This window comes from Pseudogemmobacter bohemicus (genome assembly GCF_003290025.1).
Taxonomy (GTDB): domain Bacteria; phylum Pseudomonadota; class Alphaproteobacteria; order Rhodobacterales; family Rhodobacteraceae; genus Pseudogemmobacter; species Pseudogemmobacter bohemicus.
This window is the reverse complement of the sequence record NZ_QNHG01000002.1, coordinates 1,366,696-1,380,872: the sequence shown is the minus strand read 5'-3', so window position 1 is coordinate 1,380,872 and position 14,177 is coordinate 1,366,696. Positions and strand designations below refer to the sequence as shown.

Genomic DNA, 14,177 nt, shown 5'->3' with positions numbered 1-14,177 from the left:
CCGGATCGGATGCGATCCTTGAGCGGATGATGAGCTTCCACCCGAAGATCATCGACCTGACGCTGGACCGCGTGCATCGCCTGCTGGCAGCGCTTGGCCATCCCGAGCGCAGCCTGCCGCCGGTGATCCATCTGGCCGGCACCAATGGCAAGGGCTCGACCCAGGCGATGATCCGCGCCGGGCTGGAGGCCCCTGCCGGCCAGAATGGGGGCGCAAAGGTCCATGCCTATACCTCGCCGCATCTGGCGCGGTTCCATGAACGGATCCGGCTGGCGGGTGAGCTGATCTCGGAACCGGCGCTGATGGTGCTGCTGGATGAATGCGTCGCCGCCAATGGTGGCGAGGAGATCACGTTTTTCGAGATCACCACCGTCGCCGCGATGCTGGCTTTTTCGCGGGTGCCGGCGGATTTCACCTTGCTGGAGGTCGGGCTTGGCGGCCGGCTTGATGCGACCAATGTGGTCGACCAGCCGCGCCTGACGATCATCACGCCGGTCTCGATCGACCATCAGCAATATCTGGGCGAGACGCTGCCCGAGATCGCCGGCGAGAAGGCCGGGATCATCAAGCGCGGTGTCCCCGTTGTGGTCGGCCCGCAGGAAGAGGACGGCCTCGCCGTGATCGAGGCGAAAGCCGCCCGTCTCGGCGCGCCGGTCTTTGCCTTCGGCCAGCACTGGCAGATCGCAGAAGAGCGTGGCCGGATGGTCTACCAGGATGAAAACGGCCTGCTTGATCTGCCTTTGCCCAATCTGCCCGGGCCGCATCAGATCCAGAATGCCGGCGCCGCCATTGCCGCGCTGCGGCTCCTCGGCCGCGACGAAACCGCCTGTGAGGCCGCCGTCACCCGCGCCGTCTGGCCCGCGCGCATGCAGCGCCTGACCACCGGACCGCTGGCGGCATCGGCACCCGGAATCGAGCTCTGGCTTGATGGCGGGCACAATCCGGCAGGGGGCGAGGCGGTGGCCGCGACACTGGCCCGGATGCCCGCCCGCGATACTTTCGCGATTTGCGGCATGCTCAACACCAAGGATGTCACGGGGTATATGCGCCCCCTTGCCGGGCAGCTGAAACGCCTGATCGCGGTCGAAATTCCCGGAGAGCCGAATACTCTCGCCGCCAGTGCCACCAGCGAGGCCGCCGCCCGCGCCGGCATCCCGGCGGGGATCGCAGCCTCGGTCCGGGCGGCGCTGGATGAGATCCGCAGCCTTGATCCGGCGGCACGGGTTCTGATCTGCGGCTCGCTCTATCTTGCGGGGCAGGTGTTGCGGGAAAACGGCTGATCCGGCGGCAGGGCCGCAGCTTTGCCCCTTTTCTGCGTGGTCAGCGGCAGCTTTGCGGGAGACAGCGACGGCCTGTTGCCGCCGCACCCTCGCCGCGCTGACATAAGCCGGGATGGGAACGGAGGGCGGAAAACGGACGAACGGCATCGCGGGCGCGCCGGCATCGGCACGGGGTCGCTCATTCAACGCGCGGCGGGCGCGCAAGCGCCAGCGGACCCGATGCTGCAAGCGCCTTTCCGGCTCTCTGTCGGGACGTGCTCTGTGAGGGCGCTTTTGGCTGTCTGCGGCCCCTGAACAAGTGGCCGGTCTGATCCCGCAAGTGTTCAGCCCGGGCACGTCTTCCGTGTCAGGATCTCCGGCACCGGCATTGACCGGCAAGGCACATTGCCTGGCTGCTGGCCTATCCTTCCGGAGGTCGCAGCCATGGGCGCGCCCCATTGGCAACGCCGAAATCAAGCCATCCAATTCGCGTTGCCACACCACCCGTCATATGACTTGCGGTCAGGCGCACCGCTCGCAGTCAAATCAACGATGTGACGCGCGACAGATACGGTGTAAAAACGGTCGCACAGCACTGATGGTTATGACAGAAATGCCGGTCTTCTGCCGCGCCTTCCGAGGTTGAACTGCCGGGGCCGCCGACCATCTCTTCGAGCATTCGCAGACCGCGCTGCGCGTCCACTATGCCGCGCATCAAGGCCGGCAGCTTCGGTGCGGCGGGCACAGAGGAAGCGGGGATCATTATCTATTCGCTTGCCGCCGGCAGCGGAGTTGTCGGCTCGGCACGCTTCGAGATCGATCACCGGTTCGGCACCTCAGGCAGCTGGATCACTGTCAGCATTCCGGCCGCGAATGGGGGTGGCAGGATCGAGGATTACAGCGCGGGCGACACCGTCCAGCTGCGGGCGCGGGCGGTTTCGGCGCCCGGCATCGCTGGCCCCTGGACGACAGCCCTGACTGTTCTGATCGGCGGCGGCATTGATTGCCGACGGCACTGGATCCGGATGCGATTTCAATCACGTCCCTGCTGGGTGGTGCTCTGATCCAGCTCTCGACCGGCGAAGATGTGAATACAGCGCAGATCCAGATCTACCGCGCCACCTGGGACAGTCTTTCTCGCGAAACCGATGCTGCCGGTGCCCCCTATGCATCAACGCCGCCTCAGGCGATGTCGATTCCGTTTGGTGACACCACCCGGTCCAACCTGATCACCGGTGGCACCATGAACAATCCTGCCGCCTGGGCTCAGGGTGCCGGCTGGAGCATCTCCGACGGCCTCGCGACTCATACCGCCGGGACGGCCGCCGCCATCTCCCAGGACTTCGCCACGAGCAGTGGCAAATGGTATCGGCTCGCAATCACAATTTCTGGCCGCACGGCCGGGACGGTCACGCCCCGTTTTACGGGCGGCAGCACCCGGCCGGGCGCCACAGTCTCGGACAATGGTGATCACCTGGACCGCATCCAGGCGGTCACCGGCAACAACCGCCTCGAAATCCTTGCCTCGGATGATTTCGATGGATCGGTCACCGGGGTGGTAGCCTATCTTGAAACCGCTGCCTGCCTGTCTCAGGGGGAGCATTTTATCTGGCTGGAGCCTCGGACCACAGCCGGAGTGCCGGGGCCGGTGACGGGCCCACTGCCCCTGCAGGTAATCTGAGCGACCGGACAATTGTCCGGACCGATATCATCGCGCGCGCGCGTAAACCGGCGCCACCGCCCTTGCTGATGGAGACCGCAATGGCCGCCGGTGTGACCACGCCAAACCTTGTCACGACGAGCCTGGCCGATTCGCTGGTCGTCAATCGCGACGGCAACACCATGCTGCAAAAGATCGGCAACCTCGCAGTCCAGTTGCTCGCCGATCCATCATTCTCTGCCACCGCCTTCGCACCAGTTGCGGTCTTCCGCTCCAGCCTGCCGGATCTGCGCGCGGAAGAGCGCACACCCGGCACCCATGGTGCGGTGCTGACCACTGACGAGACCGCAGGCATTTACGAGATGACAATTGGCGGCTGGATCTGGCGCGCGCCGATCCCGGCCATCCTGACCGAGTCGCTCGCGGCCGTCGAGGCCCGCGCGGCGCTGGAAGAGACCCGCGCCATTGTCGAAGCACTCGGCCCGCTGACGGTGCTGCAGGCTATCGCCGAAGGCGTAAACAATGCGCTCATCATGGTCACGGCGGCGACTTGCTCGACGCCGTTCAACACACCGCTGGCGTTCGGGGCAGACCCGGCCGGTGTGGCAGACAGCCGGGCGTCATTCCTGTCGGCCGATGGCCTGCGCGAGATCTATGTTCCGACCGGCACCTATCGCATTGCCAGCAACTTGACGATCACGCGGCCCGTCCAGTTTGCCGATGGCGCAAAGATCGTGGTGCCGGCGGGCATCACGGTGCATATGGCGAGGGGCTTCACGGCAGACCCCTACACCCACTGCTTTGACATCTCAGGGGGCGGCACGGTCACGGTCGGCGCGGCCCCGATGGGCTATGTGACGCCGCAACACTGGGGCGCGCGGGGGATCGGGGCGGGCCATGATGACTGGCCCGCTATCACCGCTGCCAGCCGCGCCGCCACCCTGAATACGATCCGGGAGGAGTACGCCGAGAGCGTCCCGGTGCGGTTTCCCCCTGTCCCGGCCTATTACCGGGTGACTCAGACCTGGTTCGTCACCAGGACGGCACTGTTCTACGGCGACAATCCGACCCCGCTGCGCGGCCAGAAGGGAATAGAAATCAGGGGTGCGAACGGGATTGCTGCTGTCCTGGCGGTCCTTTACCCAGGCGGCGTCAGCGGGATTGGGGTCTATAAGCCTGAGAACCCGCCGGATCATCCGACGGCGCCCGGTTTCGGGTTGAAATTCGGCGGGCTGCGCTCGCGGTTTCGCAACCTGAATTTCTTTCCCGAGGTCGGCGCCACCGTGCGGCAAGGCGTGGTCCATAACGCCACTGCATTTTTCGAGTATTGCGCGTCTGCGGGTTTTGCCGAGGCGGACTGGCATGCCCATGCACAGGCCAGCGGGCTTGCGGTCAATCTGTTCGACCACCCGAACCTATGGCCTTCGCCTGCTCACTGCGGTCATCACCGCCTTCGAGCCGCCCCGGAAACCAGCCGCTTCATCATCCGCGCGGACACCCTTCCCATCCCAGACAGGTTTGAGCCAATGGCGCTTTGCCTGTGATACTCCGCCGCGTCCAGCGGTTGCAGAGGGTCTTTGCGCGACCCTGCCCCGGAGCATGCCGCCACCGCAACTTATTGTTATTACTAATGATTGCGCCGATCAGCGGCGCGTGATTTGCCATGGCTCGTGGGAAAGAAGGGCAAGAGCCGCGTCATCCGGCTCGTCGGGAAAACAGCCCCCGGACAGTTTTCTGACCCTCATCCATCCGTCTGCCAGAACAGGGTGCTTATCAGCAGGGTCTCATCAGACCCTCTGAAACAGGTCAGACAAATGCAATCCGTGGCTCCTGACCCTGGCATACCTTCGACGGAGCAGTGGGCATCCGACAAAAGCAGCGCCACCGCGCGATGGTCCAGGATTAGGGCCATGGCCCTGCGCGACATCCCGGTCATCAACCGGTCGCGGTCTTTGGGTCGGGAACCCTGGGCCTTCGGGCCTGGGCGTCGTCCGTGCAGGGCCGAAACCTGTTCAAAGGACAGATTTCCGGGCGCCCCTCGCCCCATTCGGGATCATCAATACCGGGGCTCAGGAACCAGCGACGCAGCAGCTCTATTGCCTCTGGCCGATCAGCGGGCGCTCCGGATGGGCGGAACCGGGGATCTGGATCAGGCCAGCCCGGATCAGCCGCTCCGGCAGGATCGGGGGGAGGCCGAAATCGGTGAATAGCCCGTCGAACGCGGCAATGTGGTGCGCCGGAACCTCACTCACCACCTGCCGGACCTGCCGCTGCGGGCGGCGCAGAGGGTGCGCGCCTCAGGATCCACAGGGCTGAACAGCCACCCGCGCCCCTCGCCCCTCCCGCGCATCCTGATCCCCCCATTGCCCTGCGAAAGGGTGCCTCCTCTTCCGCATGACTGCCCGGACGCTGGCTTTTTCAGAGGTCCGCCAGGATCTCCCTGTTCCTCCGCCTGCTGCAACTGTTGACTGCCCCATCCACCACAAGAGGGGTGCGTCGCCAGACCGAATGCAAAAATTCCCGATACCGTGAGAATTTCCAGGGAATGCGCGGGGCTTATGGGAAGGCCCCATAGAGCAGCCATCGGCTGCATCTCATCGGACGCGATCACCTATCTGGTGGAAGCAGTGAAACAGCCATCCGCTCTGGACCAGGCCGAATCCGGTCAGCGCTTTGTCCCATAGCGCGCCATGAACATCGTCACGGCGCCCTCGACCGATTTGTCGATCTCTTCGGGGCGGATGTCTTCCACAAGGTTCAGCATCACCCGGTCATGCACCGCCGCCTTGGCCAGCTGCACGAATTGCTCGACCGCGAGATCGAAATCGGTGATCTCCAGCTCGCCGCGCTCGCACAGCTCGCGCAGCCGCGCGACCAGCTTCCCGCGCAGCATCCCGGGCCCGTTGGCATAGAATTGCCGCGCGAGTTCGGGAAAACGCGAGACCTCGCCCACCACCAGCCGGAACAGGCTGCGCCCGAAATCCGACAGGGCAAAGCGGATCACCCGCCGTGCCGCATAGGTCAGGAATTCCGGCGCGGGCGGTGTCTGGGCCAGCTCGGTCTCGGCCTCGCTTGCCTGGCGCTGGCATTCGATGCTGAACACTTCGGTGAACATCACCCGCTTATCTGGGAAATAAGAGTAAAGTGTCGCCTTCGAAACCCCCGCCTCGCGGGCGATTTCATCCACTGATGCGCCTTCGAACCCATCGCGCAGAAAAACACGCAATGCGCCTGCCTGGACCTGATCAAATTTTCGGCCCCTGCGGACCTCGGAGTCGGAAATACATGTCATAACAGGGGCATCATGGCTCCGGGTCAGAATATTGGCAACCATAAGGCGTTTCATTTGCGTTCTGGAAGGGTATTTTAGCTGCTGATTATGCAGACGGGCAGGCGCGCCGCCGGTCCGGACAGAATGGAGCACGGCAATGTTGGCCTCCCTCTCCTCCCGCCGCCGCCTCCGGGATCTGTCAGAAGCCGAGATTCTCGCGCTGGCAATTTCCTCGGAAGAGGATGATGCCCGCATCTATCGCCATTATGCCGACCGGCTCAGGGCGGAATATCCCGCCGGTGCGGCGGTGTTCGATGGCATGGCGACCGAGGAAGACGGTCATCGCCGCGCGCTGATCGACCTTTACACCAGCCGCTTCGGCCAGGCGATCCCGCTGATCCGGCGCGAGCATGTAGCCGGGTTCCATATGCGCAAGCCGGTCTGGCTGAGCGCGCAGATGTCTTTGGAAAAGATCCGCGGCGCGGCCGCGAAGATGGAGCGCGAGGCCGGCGCCTTTTACGAAAGCCTGCCCTGACCGCGACCGATGCGGCGACGCGCAAGCTGCCTGGCGATCTGGCCCAGGCGGAATCGCAGCATGAGCGCGCGGCGGACCGGCTGGCCGAGGCCCATCTTGATGATGATGCGACCGCCGCCGAGACGCAGACCGAGAAACGCCAGTTCATCCTGACCTGGGTGTAGCCGGGGCTTGCGGGGCTGACGGATGGATCGGTCTCGACGCTGGCGCCGATCTTCGCCACGGTTTTTACGACGCAAGACACCCATACGGCCTTTCTGGTGGGGCTGGCGGCCTCGGTCGGCGCGGGGATCCCGATGGGGTTCACCGAGGCCGCAGCGGATGACGGCCGGATTTCGGGGCGCGGCAGCCCGGTCAAACGCGGCATCGCGACCGGCGTGATGACGGCACTTGGCGGGCTGGGCCATGCGCTGCCCCATCTGATCCCGGATTTCCACATTGCCACCACCATCGCGATGATCGTGGTGTTTGTTGAGCTCTGGGCCATCGCCTGGATCCAGAACCGCTATATGGAGACGCCCTTCCTGCGCGCGGTATTTCAGGTCGTGCCGGGCGGCGCGCTGGTCTTTGCCGCGGGCGTGCTGATCGGCGGCGGCCAGACCCTTTGCGCCCGCGCGCCCCGCCTCTTGCCCCCGCAGGGCAATATCTCCATGGTGGCGCCAATGCCGGATCAGACCCGGATACGGGCCTGAGACCGGACCGGAGACGAAAGAGGAGCGACCATGAAGACGATTTCGGAGAACCGGTGCTTTGGCGGCGTGCAGGGCGTTTACACCCATGCATCCGAGACCACGCGGACCGATATGACCTTCGGCCTCTTCCTGCCCGAAGGGGCCGAGGATGGGCCGGTGCCGCTTTTGTGGTATCTCTCGGGCCTGACCTGCACGCATGAGAATGCGATGGTGAAGGCAGGCGCGCAACGCTGGGCCGCCGAGGCGGGGATCGCGCTGATCTTCCCCGATACCAGCCCGCGCGGCGCGGAAGTCGCCAATGATGATGCCTATGATCTGGGCCAGGGCGCCGGTTTCTATGTGAATGCGACCGAGGGCCCCTGGGCAAAACACTACAAGATGTGGGATTATGTTACGGACGAGCTGCCAGATCTGGTGTTCCGCGCCTTCCCGCTGGAGGAAGGCCTGCAGGCGATCACCGGCCATTCCATGGGTGGCCACGGCGCATTGACCATCGCGATGAGCTTTCCGGGCCGCTTCTCTTCGGTCTCGGCCTTCTCGCCGATCTGCAACCCGATGGCCTCGGACTGGGGCCGCAAACAGTTCACCGCCTATCTCGGCGCGGATGAGAGCAGCTGGGCGCCGCATGACGCCTCGGCCCTGATGCGCAAACGCGGCTTTGACGGGCCGGTGCTGATCGACCAGGGCACCTCGGATCAGTTCATCGACCTGCTGAAACCCGAAGCCCTTGCCGGCGCCATGACCGAACGCCGCCAGGGCGGGACCTTCCGGATGCAGAAAGGCTATGATCACAGCTATTTCTTCGTGTCTTCTTTCATAGAAGACCACATCTCCTTCCATGTCGATGCGCTGAGGGGCTGAACGCGACAGAGGGGGCGCGCCCCCCCCCGGCCCTTTCAGGGCCTCTCCCCCGGGATATTTAAGGACAGATGAAAGGGCTGTTCATCTGTCTCTGACTGTCCGCGCCGGTGGCTTCGGTCATCAGCAAAAAGACCAGAGTGAGGCCGCAATGACGCTTTACATCGACGCCGACGCCTGCCCGGTCAAATCCGAGGCTGAACAGGTCGCGAGCCGGCTGCGCATTTCGATGGTGCTCGTCTCGAATGGCGGCATCCGACCCTCGGCCAATCCGCTGGTCTCTTCGGTCTATGTCGGTCAGGGACTGGATGAGGCCGATCGCTGGATTGCAGATCATGCCGGGCGCGGCGATGTGGTGGTGACCTCGGACATCCCCCTTGCCGCGCGGGTGATTGAGGGCGGCGCCTTTGTGGTCAAGCCCAATGGCGAGGAGCTGCATGAGAGAAATATCGGCTCGGTTCTCGCCACCCGCGATCTGATGGCGGATCTGCGGTCGGCCGATCCGTTCCGGCAGGGGGGCGGGAGGGCATTCTCGAAAGCCGACCGTTCGCGGTTTCTGGAAACGCTGGATCGCGTCTTGCGCCGTGCCGATGTCGCGGGCAGGACAGACGCGGGCGGAAAATCGGGCTGAACCTGCCGTCATCATGTCGACGCCCTTACCCCATGCCGGACCGTCCGGCCCCTCGCCGGTTCTGACCGGTATCCTGCTCGCGGCAGGCGGAACCGCGCTCTTTTCGGTCAATGATATGGCGATCAAGCATCTCGCCGGCGGCTATGCGCTGCATCAGATCATTCTGATCCGCTCGCTGGTCGGGATGACGGTGCTGCTGTTCCTGATCGCCCGCTCCCGGCGCGGCTTCGCGCAGCTGCGCACGCGCAGGCCCCTCGGCCATCTGACCCGGGTTTTCGTGATCCTCGTCTCGAATTCGGCCTATTATACCGGGCTTGCCGTGATGCCGATGGCCGATGCCGCCGCGGTTTCCTATACTAGCCCGCTGATGGTCACCGCGCTCTCCGTCCTCGCCTTGCATGAGCGGGTCGGACCCCGGCGCTGGTTCGCGGTCTTTCTGGGCCTGATCGGGACCTTCCTGATCCTGCGGCCCGGCGCCGGCATGTTGCAAGGCGCGGCCTTCCTCGTCCTCCTCTCCTCGCTCCTCTATGCGATCGGCAACCTGATGACCCGGTCGATGCGCGAGACCGAGACCGCGATGGCCTTCTCTTTCTATGTCATCTCGGGCTTCATCATCCTGTCTCTGACCATGGGCCTGATCAGCGGCGATGGCAGGTTCGACACCGGTAATGAACTCTGGAGCTTTCTGCTCCGCCCCTGGATCTGGCCGCCCGCCGCCGATATCCCCTGGCTTTTGCTGACCGGCTGCTGCGTGGTGATCGGCGGGCTGATGGTTGCCCAGGCCTATCGCACCACCGAGGCCGCAATTCTGGCCCCCTTCGACTATACCGGCATGCCGATGGCGATTTTCTGGGGCGTCACCATTTTCGGCACCTGGCCCGACCTCACCTCCTGGGCCGGCATCGCCCTGATCTGCGGATCGGGCATCTATATCGTCTGGCGCGAGGCGATCCTCAACAAACGGAAGAAAGCATGAAACCCGAAGCGGTCATCTTCGACATCGGCAATGTCCTGCTCCGCTGGGATCCCGAAGGTTTCTACGACCGCGAGATCGGCGAGGACCGCCGCCGCGCGCTCTTTGCCGAGACCGGCCTTGCGCAGATGAACGAGGCCGTCGATGCCGGCGCACCGTTTCGCGCCAGCGTCGAGGCCCTGGCCGGGCGCCATCCCGCCCATGCGGGCGCGATCCGGCTCTGGTACGACCGCTGGCATGATATCGCCTCGCCGCCGATCGAAGGCGCCATCCGCCTGCGCGATTGCTTGCGCGCGAAAGGCATCCCGGTCTTCGCCCTGACAAATTTCGGGGATGAAAGCTGGGACCACGCCCTGACGCGCTACGGCTTTCTTGCAGAGTTCGACCGGCTTTATATTTCCGGCCGGCTGCGGCTGGTGAAGCCCGACCCCGTGCTCTACGCCCATGTCGAGGCGGATTGCGGCATCGCCCCCGACCGCCTTCTCTTCGCCGATGACCGCGCCGAGAATATCGTGACCGCCGCAAACCGCGGCTGGCGCACCCACCAGGTCGAGACCTGGCAGGGCCTTGCGCGCCGCCTCGTCGCCGAGGGTCTGCTCACCCCCGGGGAAGCCGGCCTCTGATCCGCCAGCCTCTGGCCTCCCGGCCCCTGCCCCGCCTGCTTCCTCTTGATCTAAATACTCCGGGGGTGCGGGGGCTGGCCCCCGCTGTCCTGGTCCCCGCCCTCCTGGCCCCCGCCTCACCCCCGGCCCGACAACACCCGCGCCAGCATCGCGCGATCTCCCTCGCCTCCCAACAGCGCCAGCGCCTCGCCGGGTTCCAGCCAGACCGCCGAATGGCCAGGCTCGGTCGGCGGCCCATGCCGCAATATCGGGCGCGCCAGCCAGACCGTACAGACCTTCTCGGCCCAGAACTCATAGTCCGGCATGTAAGTGAACCGCCGGTAAGCCCCGATCCGGCGCGGCGCGCTGATCGCCCAGCCGGTCTCTTCGAATACCTCGCGATGCAGCGCCGCCAGCGGGTTCTCACCCGGATCGATCCCGCCTCCCGGCAGCTGGAATTCCGGCACCGGGCTTTGCTGGAAGGTGGTCAGAATCCGCCCCTCCCGCCACAAAACAGCATAGGCCCCGGGGCGGCGGCGATAGCTCTGCCCCGATCTCACCGCTTCGCCATATCGTCTGATCATCACGCCCCCAGCAGGCTGTCCAAAGAGCAGGCCCCTTGGTTGCCCGCCGCTTCGCCCCTATATAGGCCCCTGAATCCGAACACCGAACCCACTTTCCGCCCCTGGTCCTTCGTTCTTCGACCCGAAATCTGGTCAAAGCCTTGCCAGAGCCCATTGCGATGGGCAAGGCTTTGATCCGGAGGGCGCGAAGCGCAAGCCCTGCCAGGGCCTCAGCCCCCCAGAAAAGCGCATCTTCCGCGCCCGAGGATAAACTTATGGCAACCGGGAACCAGATCGGCTCCAAAATCGCATGGGATGATACCGTCCTGCCGTTCCAGCTTGACCTCAGCGGCATTCGTGGCCGGGTGGCGCGGCTGGACGGCGTGCTCGACCAGGTGCTGTCGAAACACAATTACCCGCCCGCCATCGAGGCTTTGGTGGCGGAATGTGCGCTGCTGACCGCGCTGATCGGGCAGACGATCAAACTGCGCTGGAAACTCTCGCTGCAGATCCGTGGCAAGGGCCCGGCCCGGCTGATCGCCACCGATTATTACGGCCCGACCGAAGAGGGCGAACCGGCCCGCATCCGCGCCTATGCCAGCTATGATGCCGACAGCGTCACGGAAACCGACGCCCCCTTTTCGCTGATCGGCGAAGGATTCTTTGCGGTCATGCTCGACCAGGGCGAGGGGATGCTGCCCTATCAGGGCTTTACCCCCATCGCGGGCGGCAGCCTCAGATCCTGCGCCGAAACCTATTTCGCGCAATCGGAACAGATCCCGACCCGTTTCGCGCTCAGCTTCGGCAAAAGCCGCGAGCCGGGGCGCGAGACCGGCTGGCGCGCCGGCGGCATCATGCTGCAACATATGCCGCAGACCGGCGGCGTGGCGGCGGCAGAGGGCTCGGGCGATGGCGGGCTTCTGACCCATGCCGATATCCTCTCGGGCGCGCCGGCCGAGGACTGGAACCGCGCCAATCACCTCCTCGACACCGTCGAGGCGCTGGAACTGATCGGCCCGAATGTGGCCCCGACCGAGCTGCTGGTGCGGCTTTTCCATGAGGAACAGCCCCGCGTATTCGACGCGCAACCTTTGCGCTTCGGCTGCTCCTGCTCGGAAGACAAGGTGCGCAACACGCTCTCGATCTACAGCCAGAAGGACATCATGCATATGACGACGCCCGAAGGCCGCGTCACTGCCGATTGCCAGTTCTGCGGCGCGCATTACGAGATGGATCCGGCGACGCTGGGGTTTGAGGGCACAGCCGCCGCCGACGGCAATGCCGGCTGATCCGACGTCTGAAATCCTGCGCCAGCTCCTGACCCGGCCCGGATCAGCCGCGTCGGGGGCCGCTTCGTCGGATTACGACCTCAATCCCGGCATCCGCCTGCCCGAGGGGCGCAAACTGCGCCCGGCCGCCGTGCTGATCCCCGTACTGATGCCCGGGCTTGCAGCCCCGGATGGCGCGCGGGTCATGCTGACGAAACGGTCCTCGCAGCTGAAACACCATCCCGGCCAGATCGCCTTTCCGGGCGGCAAGACCGATGCGGGCGATGCCAGCCCCGAGGCCACCGCTTTGCGCGAGGCATGGGAGGAAACCGGCCTTGACCCCGCCCGGGTCAGGGTCCTCGGCCGCCTGCCCGAGCATGAGACGGTGACCGGTTTCCAGGTCACCCCGGTGCTGGGGCTGATCGAGGCCCCCTTCACACCGCGCCCGGAGGCCGGCGAGGTCGATGAGATCTTCACCGTGCCGCTGGAGCATCTCCTCTCGATCCCGCGCTATTCGATCGAGCGGCGGATGTGGCGCGGCACCTGGCGGCGCTATTACATCGTGCCCTGGGGGCCGTGGTATATCTGGGGCGCCACTGCACGCATCCTGCGCGGCCTTGCCGGGCGCTATGCCGAGCGGGACCTGCCATGAAGGTCAGCGGCACCAGAATAGCGGGCGAGTGGCTCACCCGTCCGGAAAGCCAGCAGATGTTTCATCTGCTGCAAGCGGCCGGCCATCAGGCGCTGGCGGTGGGGGGCTGCGTCCGGAACGCGCTGATCGGTGCCCCGGTTGCCGATATCGACATCTCGACCGATGCGCGGCCCGCGCGCGTGATGGAACTCGCCCGCGCGGCAGGGCTGCGCGTCGTGCCGACCGGCATCGACCATGGCACCGTCACCGTGATCATCGGTGATGAACCCTATGAGATCACCACATGGCGGCGCGATGTCGAAACCGATGGGCGCCGCGCCGTGGTGGCCTTTGCCGACCGGATCGAAGACGATGCCATGCGGCGCGATTTCACCATGAACGCGCTTTATGCCGGTTCCGATGGCACGGTGACCGACCCGCTGGGCGGCGGCCTTGCCGACGCGCTGGCCCGCCATATCCGTTTCGTCGGCGAGGCCGGGGCCCGCATCCGCGAGGATTACCTGCGCATCCTGCGGTTTTTCCGCTTTTACGCCTGGTATGGTGATCCGGATCAGGGGCCTGACCCGGACAGCCTTTCCGCCTGCGCCGCTTTGTCAGAGGGCATCGCGACGCTTTCGCGCGAACGCGTCGGGACCGAGATGAAGAAGCTGCTTTCCGCCCCCGACCCCGCCCCGGCGCTGGCCGCGATGCAGGCGTCAGGCGTTTTGCGCGAAACCCTGCCGGGGGCCGATGCCCGCCATATCGCGCTTCTGGTGCATCTGGAGGCAGGCCGCCCGCCCCGCTGGCCCCGCCGCCTTGCGGTCATCGGCGGTGACACTCTGGGCCGCGCCCTGCGCCTGTCGCGCAGTGAGGCCGCCGGCATGACCCGCCTGCGTGAGGCCACGCTGGAAGGCGGCGCCCCCTCGCGCCTCGGCCATGTCCTGGGGGCGGAGACCGCGACGGATGCAGTCCTCGCGCGTGCGGCGCTTATCGGGACCCCGCCCCCGCCGGGATGGGAGACCGCGATCGCCCGCGGCGCCGCTGCCCGCTTTCCGGTCACCGCCGCCGATCTGATGGCCGACCATGCCGGCCCCGCGCTTGGCCAGCGGCTGGCTGCGCTGAAAGAGGCCTGGCTCGCCTCGGATCTGACCCTCGGCAGAGACGCACTGCTGGCTCTGCCCTGAGCCGCAGTTCCCTTTCGCGCCAAAAGCGTATAGACACCCCCGACAATTCC

General features: G+C 65.5%; 14 protein-coding genes and 1 pseudogene. 12 read left to right on the top strand and 3 right to left on the bottom strand.

Translation table 11 applies throughout. The annotated features are described in order from the left end of the window. Positions 1 to 26: 26 nt before the first annotated feature. The 4 genes from DRF71_RS14460 to DRF71_RS14445 all read left to right on the top strand — a co-directional run bounded on the left by DRF71_RS14460 (position 27) and on the right by DRF71_RS14445 (position 4,463). Positions 27 to 1,280, top strand: a complete 1,254-nt coding sequence (locus DRF71_RS14460; RefSeq protein ID WP_112311345.1) for a bifunctional folylpolyglutamate synthase/dihydrofolate synthase — start codon at positions 27 to 29, stop codon at positions 1,278 to 1,280. A 683-nt stretch (positions 1,281 to 1,963) separates the two neighbouring features. Next, a complete protein-coding gene (locus DRF71_RS28100) occupies positions 1,964 to 2,323 on the top strand; it encodes a hypothetical protein (protein WP_112311170.1) in 360 nt (119 codons plus the stop codon). Then, positions 2,263 to 2,940: a hypothetical protein gene (locus DRF71_RS14450; RefSeq protein WP_112311169.1), complete on the top strand. Its 678-nt coding sequence runs from the start codon at positions 2,263 to 2,265 to the stop codon at positions 2,938 to 2,940. Before DRF71_RS28100 ends, DRF71_RS14450 begins: the two co-directional genes overlap by 61 nt. Before the next feature lie 80 nt (positions 2,941 to 3,020). Continuing rightward, positions 3,021 to 4,463, top strand: a complete 1,443-nt coding sequence (locus tag DRF71_RS14445; protein WP_157971098.1) for a pectate lyase family protein — start codon at positions 3,021 to 3,023, stop codon at positions 4,461 to 4,463. 549 nt (positions 4,464 to 5,012) lie between these two features. Here DRF71_RS14445 and DRF71_RS27470 read toward each other — a convergent pair. Continuing rightward, positions 5,013 to 5,171, bottom strand: a complete 159-nt coding sequence (locus DRF71_RS27470; protein WP_157971097.1) for a hypothetical protein — start codon at positions 5,169 to 5,171, stop codon at positions 5,013 to 5,015. Positions 5,172 to 5,584: 413 nt separating this feature from the next. Beyond that, a complete protein-coding gene (locus tag DRF71_RS14435) occupies positions 5,585 to 6,145 on the bottom strand; it encodes a TetR/AcrR family transcriptional regulator (protein WP_332872064.1) in 561 nt (186 codons plus the stop codon). Positions 6,146 to 6,347: 202 nt separating this feature from the next. On the opposite strand from DRF71_RS14435, the pseudogene mbfA reads away from it, so the two are divergent. The 5 genes and pseudogenes from mbfA to DRF71_RS14410 all read left to right on the top strand — a co-directional run. Further along, positions 6,348 to 7,321: pseudogene (gene mbfA / locus DRF71_RS14430) on the top strand (iron exporter MbfA); the annotation flags it as partial. Positions 7,322 to 7,447: 126 nt separating this feature from the next. Next, a complete protein-coding gene (gene fghA / locus DRF71_RS14425; protein ID WP_112311166.1) occupies positions 7,448 to 8,278 on the top strand; it encodes an S-formylglutathione hydrolase in 831 nt (276 codons plus the stop codon). Positions 8,279 to 8,426: 148 nt separating this feature from the next. Continuing rightward, positions 8,427 to 8,906: a YaiI/YqxD family protein gene (locus tag DRF71_RS14420; RefSeq protein ID WP_112311165.1), complete on the top strand. Its 480-nt coding sequence runs from the start codon at positions 8,427 to 8,429 to the stop codon at positions 8,904 to 8,906. 13 nt (positions 8,907 to 8,919) lie between these two features. Further along, entirely contained in the window at positions 8,920 to 9,882 is a 963-nt protein-coding gene (locus tag DRF71_RS14415; protein WP_112311343.1) for a DMT family transporter, read from the top strand. Further along, positions 9,879 to 10,502, top strand: coding sequence for an HAD-IA family hydrolase (locus tag DRF71_RS14410; protein WP_112311164.1), 624 nt, complete (start codon positions 9,879 to 9,881; stop codon positions 10,500 to 10,502). The genes DRF71_RS14415 and DRF71_RS14410 overlap by 4 nt, the downstream gene beginning before the upstream one ends. Before the next feature lie 116 nt (positions 10,503 to 10,618). Here DRF71_RS14410 and DRF71_RS14405 read toward each other — a convergent pair whose 3' ends face one another. Beyond that, positions 10,619 to 11,065, bottom strand: a complete 447-nt coding sequence (locus DRF71_RS14405) for an NUDIX hydrolase (RefSeq protein WP_112311163.1) — start codon at positions 11,063 to 11,065, stop codon at positions 10,619 to 10,621. A gap of 254 nt (positions 11,066 to 11,319) precedes the next feature. Between DRF71_RS14405 and hslO the strand changes: the two genes are divergently transcribed. Genes hslO through DRF71_RS14390 form a run of 3 tightly spaced genes read left to right on the top strand, consistent with a single transcriptional unit; the run spans position 11,320 to position 14,127 of the window. Beyond that, entirely contained in the window at positions 11,320 to 12,333 is a 1,014-nt protein-coding gene (gene hslO, locus DRF71_RS14400; protein ID WP_112311162.1) for an Hsp33 family molecular chaperone HslO, read from the top strand. Then, positions 12,323 to 12,964, top strand: coding sequence for a CoA pyrophosphatase (locus DRF71_RS14395; protein WP_112311161.1), 642 nt, complete (start codon positions 12,323 to 12,325; stop codon positions 12,962 to 12,964). The genes hslO and DRF71_RS14395 overlap by 11 nt, the downstream gene beginning before the upstream one ends. Then, on the top strand, positions 12,961 to 14,127 hold the full coding sequence (locus DRF71_RS14390; protein ID WP_112311160.1) for a CCA tRNA nucleotidyltransferase: 1,167 nt from the start codon (positions 12,961 to 12,963) through the stop codon (positions 14,125 to 14,127). The genes DRF71_RS14395 and DRF71_RS14390 overlap by 4 nt, the downstream gene beginning before the upstream one ends. Positions 14,128 to 14,177: the final 50 nt, after the last annotated feature.

Bases quoted from the DNA above. Each gene is read 5' to 3' on its own strand.
- DRF71_RS14460 (WP_112311345.1), top strand. From the start codon at position 27: ATGATGAGCTTCCACCCGAAGATCATCGACCTGACGCTGGACCGCGTG.
- DRF71_RS28100 (WP_112311170.1), top strand. From the start codon at position 1,964: ATGCCGCGCATCAAGGCCGGCAGCTTCGGTGCGGCGGGCACAGAGGAA.
- DRF71_RS14445 (WP_157971098.1), top strand. From the start codon at position 3,021: ATGGCCGCCGGTGTGACCACGCCAAACCTTGTCACGACGAGCCTGGCC.
- fghA (WP_112311166.1), top strand. From the start codon at position 7,448: ATGAAGACGATTTCGGAGAACCGGTGCTTTGGCGGCGTGCAGGGCGTT.
- DRF71_RS14420 (WP_112311165.1), top strand. From the start codon at position 8,427: ATGACGCTTTACATCGACGCCGACGCCTGCCCGGTCAAATCCGAGGCT.
- DRF71_RS14415 (WP_112311343.1), top strand. From the start codon at position 8,920: ATGTCGACGCCCTTACCCCATGCCGGACCGTCCGGCCCCTCGCCGGTT.
- DRF71_RS14410 (WP_112311164.1), top strand. From the start codon at position 9,879: ATGAAACCCGAAGCGGTCATCTTCGACATCGGCAATGTCCTGCTCCGC.
- DRF71_RS14405 (WP_112311163.1), bottom strand. From the start codon at position 11,065: ATGATCAGACGATATGGCGAAGCGGTGAGATCGGGGCAGAGCTATCGC.
- hslO (WP_112311162.1), top strand. From the start codon at position 11,320: ATGGCAACCGGGAACCAGATCGGCTCCAAAATCGCATGGGATGATACC.
- DRF71_RS14395 (WP_112311161.1), top strand. From the start codon at position 12,323: ATGCCGGCTGATCCGACGTCTGAAATCCTGCGCCAGCTCCTGACCCGG.
- DRF71_RS14390 (WP_112311160.1), top strand. From the start codon at position 12,961: ATGAAGGTCAGCGGCACCAGAATAGCGGGCGAGTGGCTCACCCGTCCG.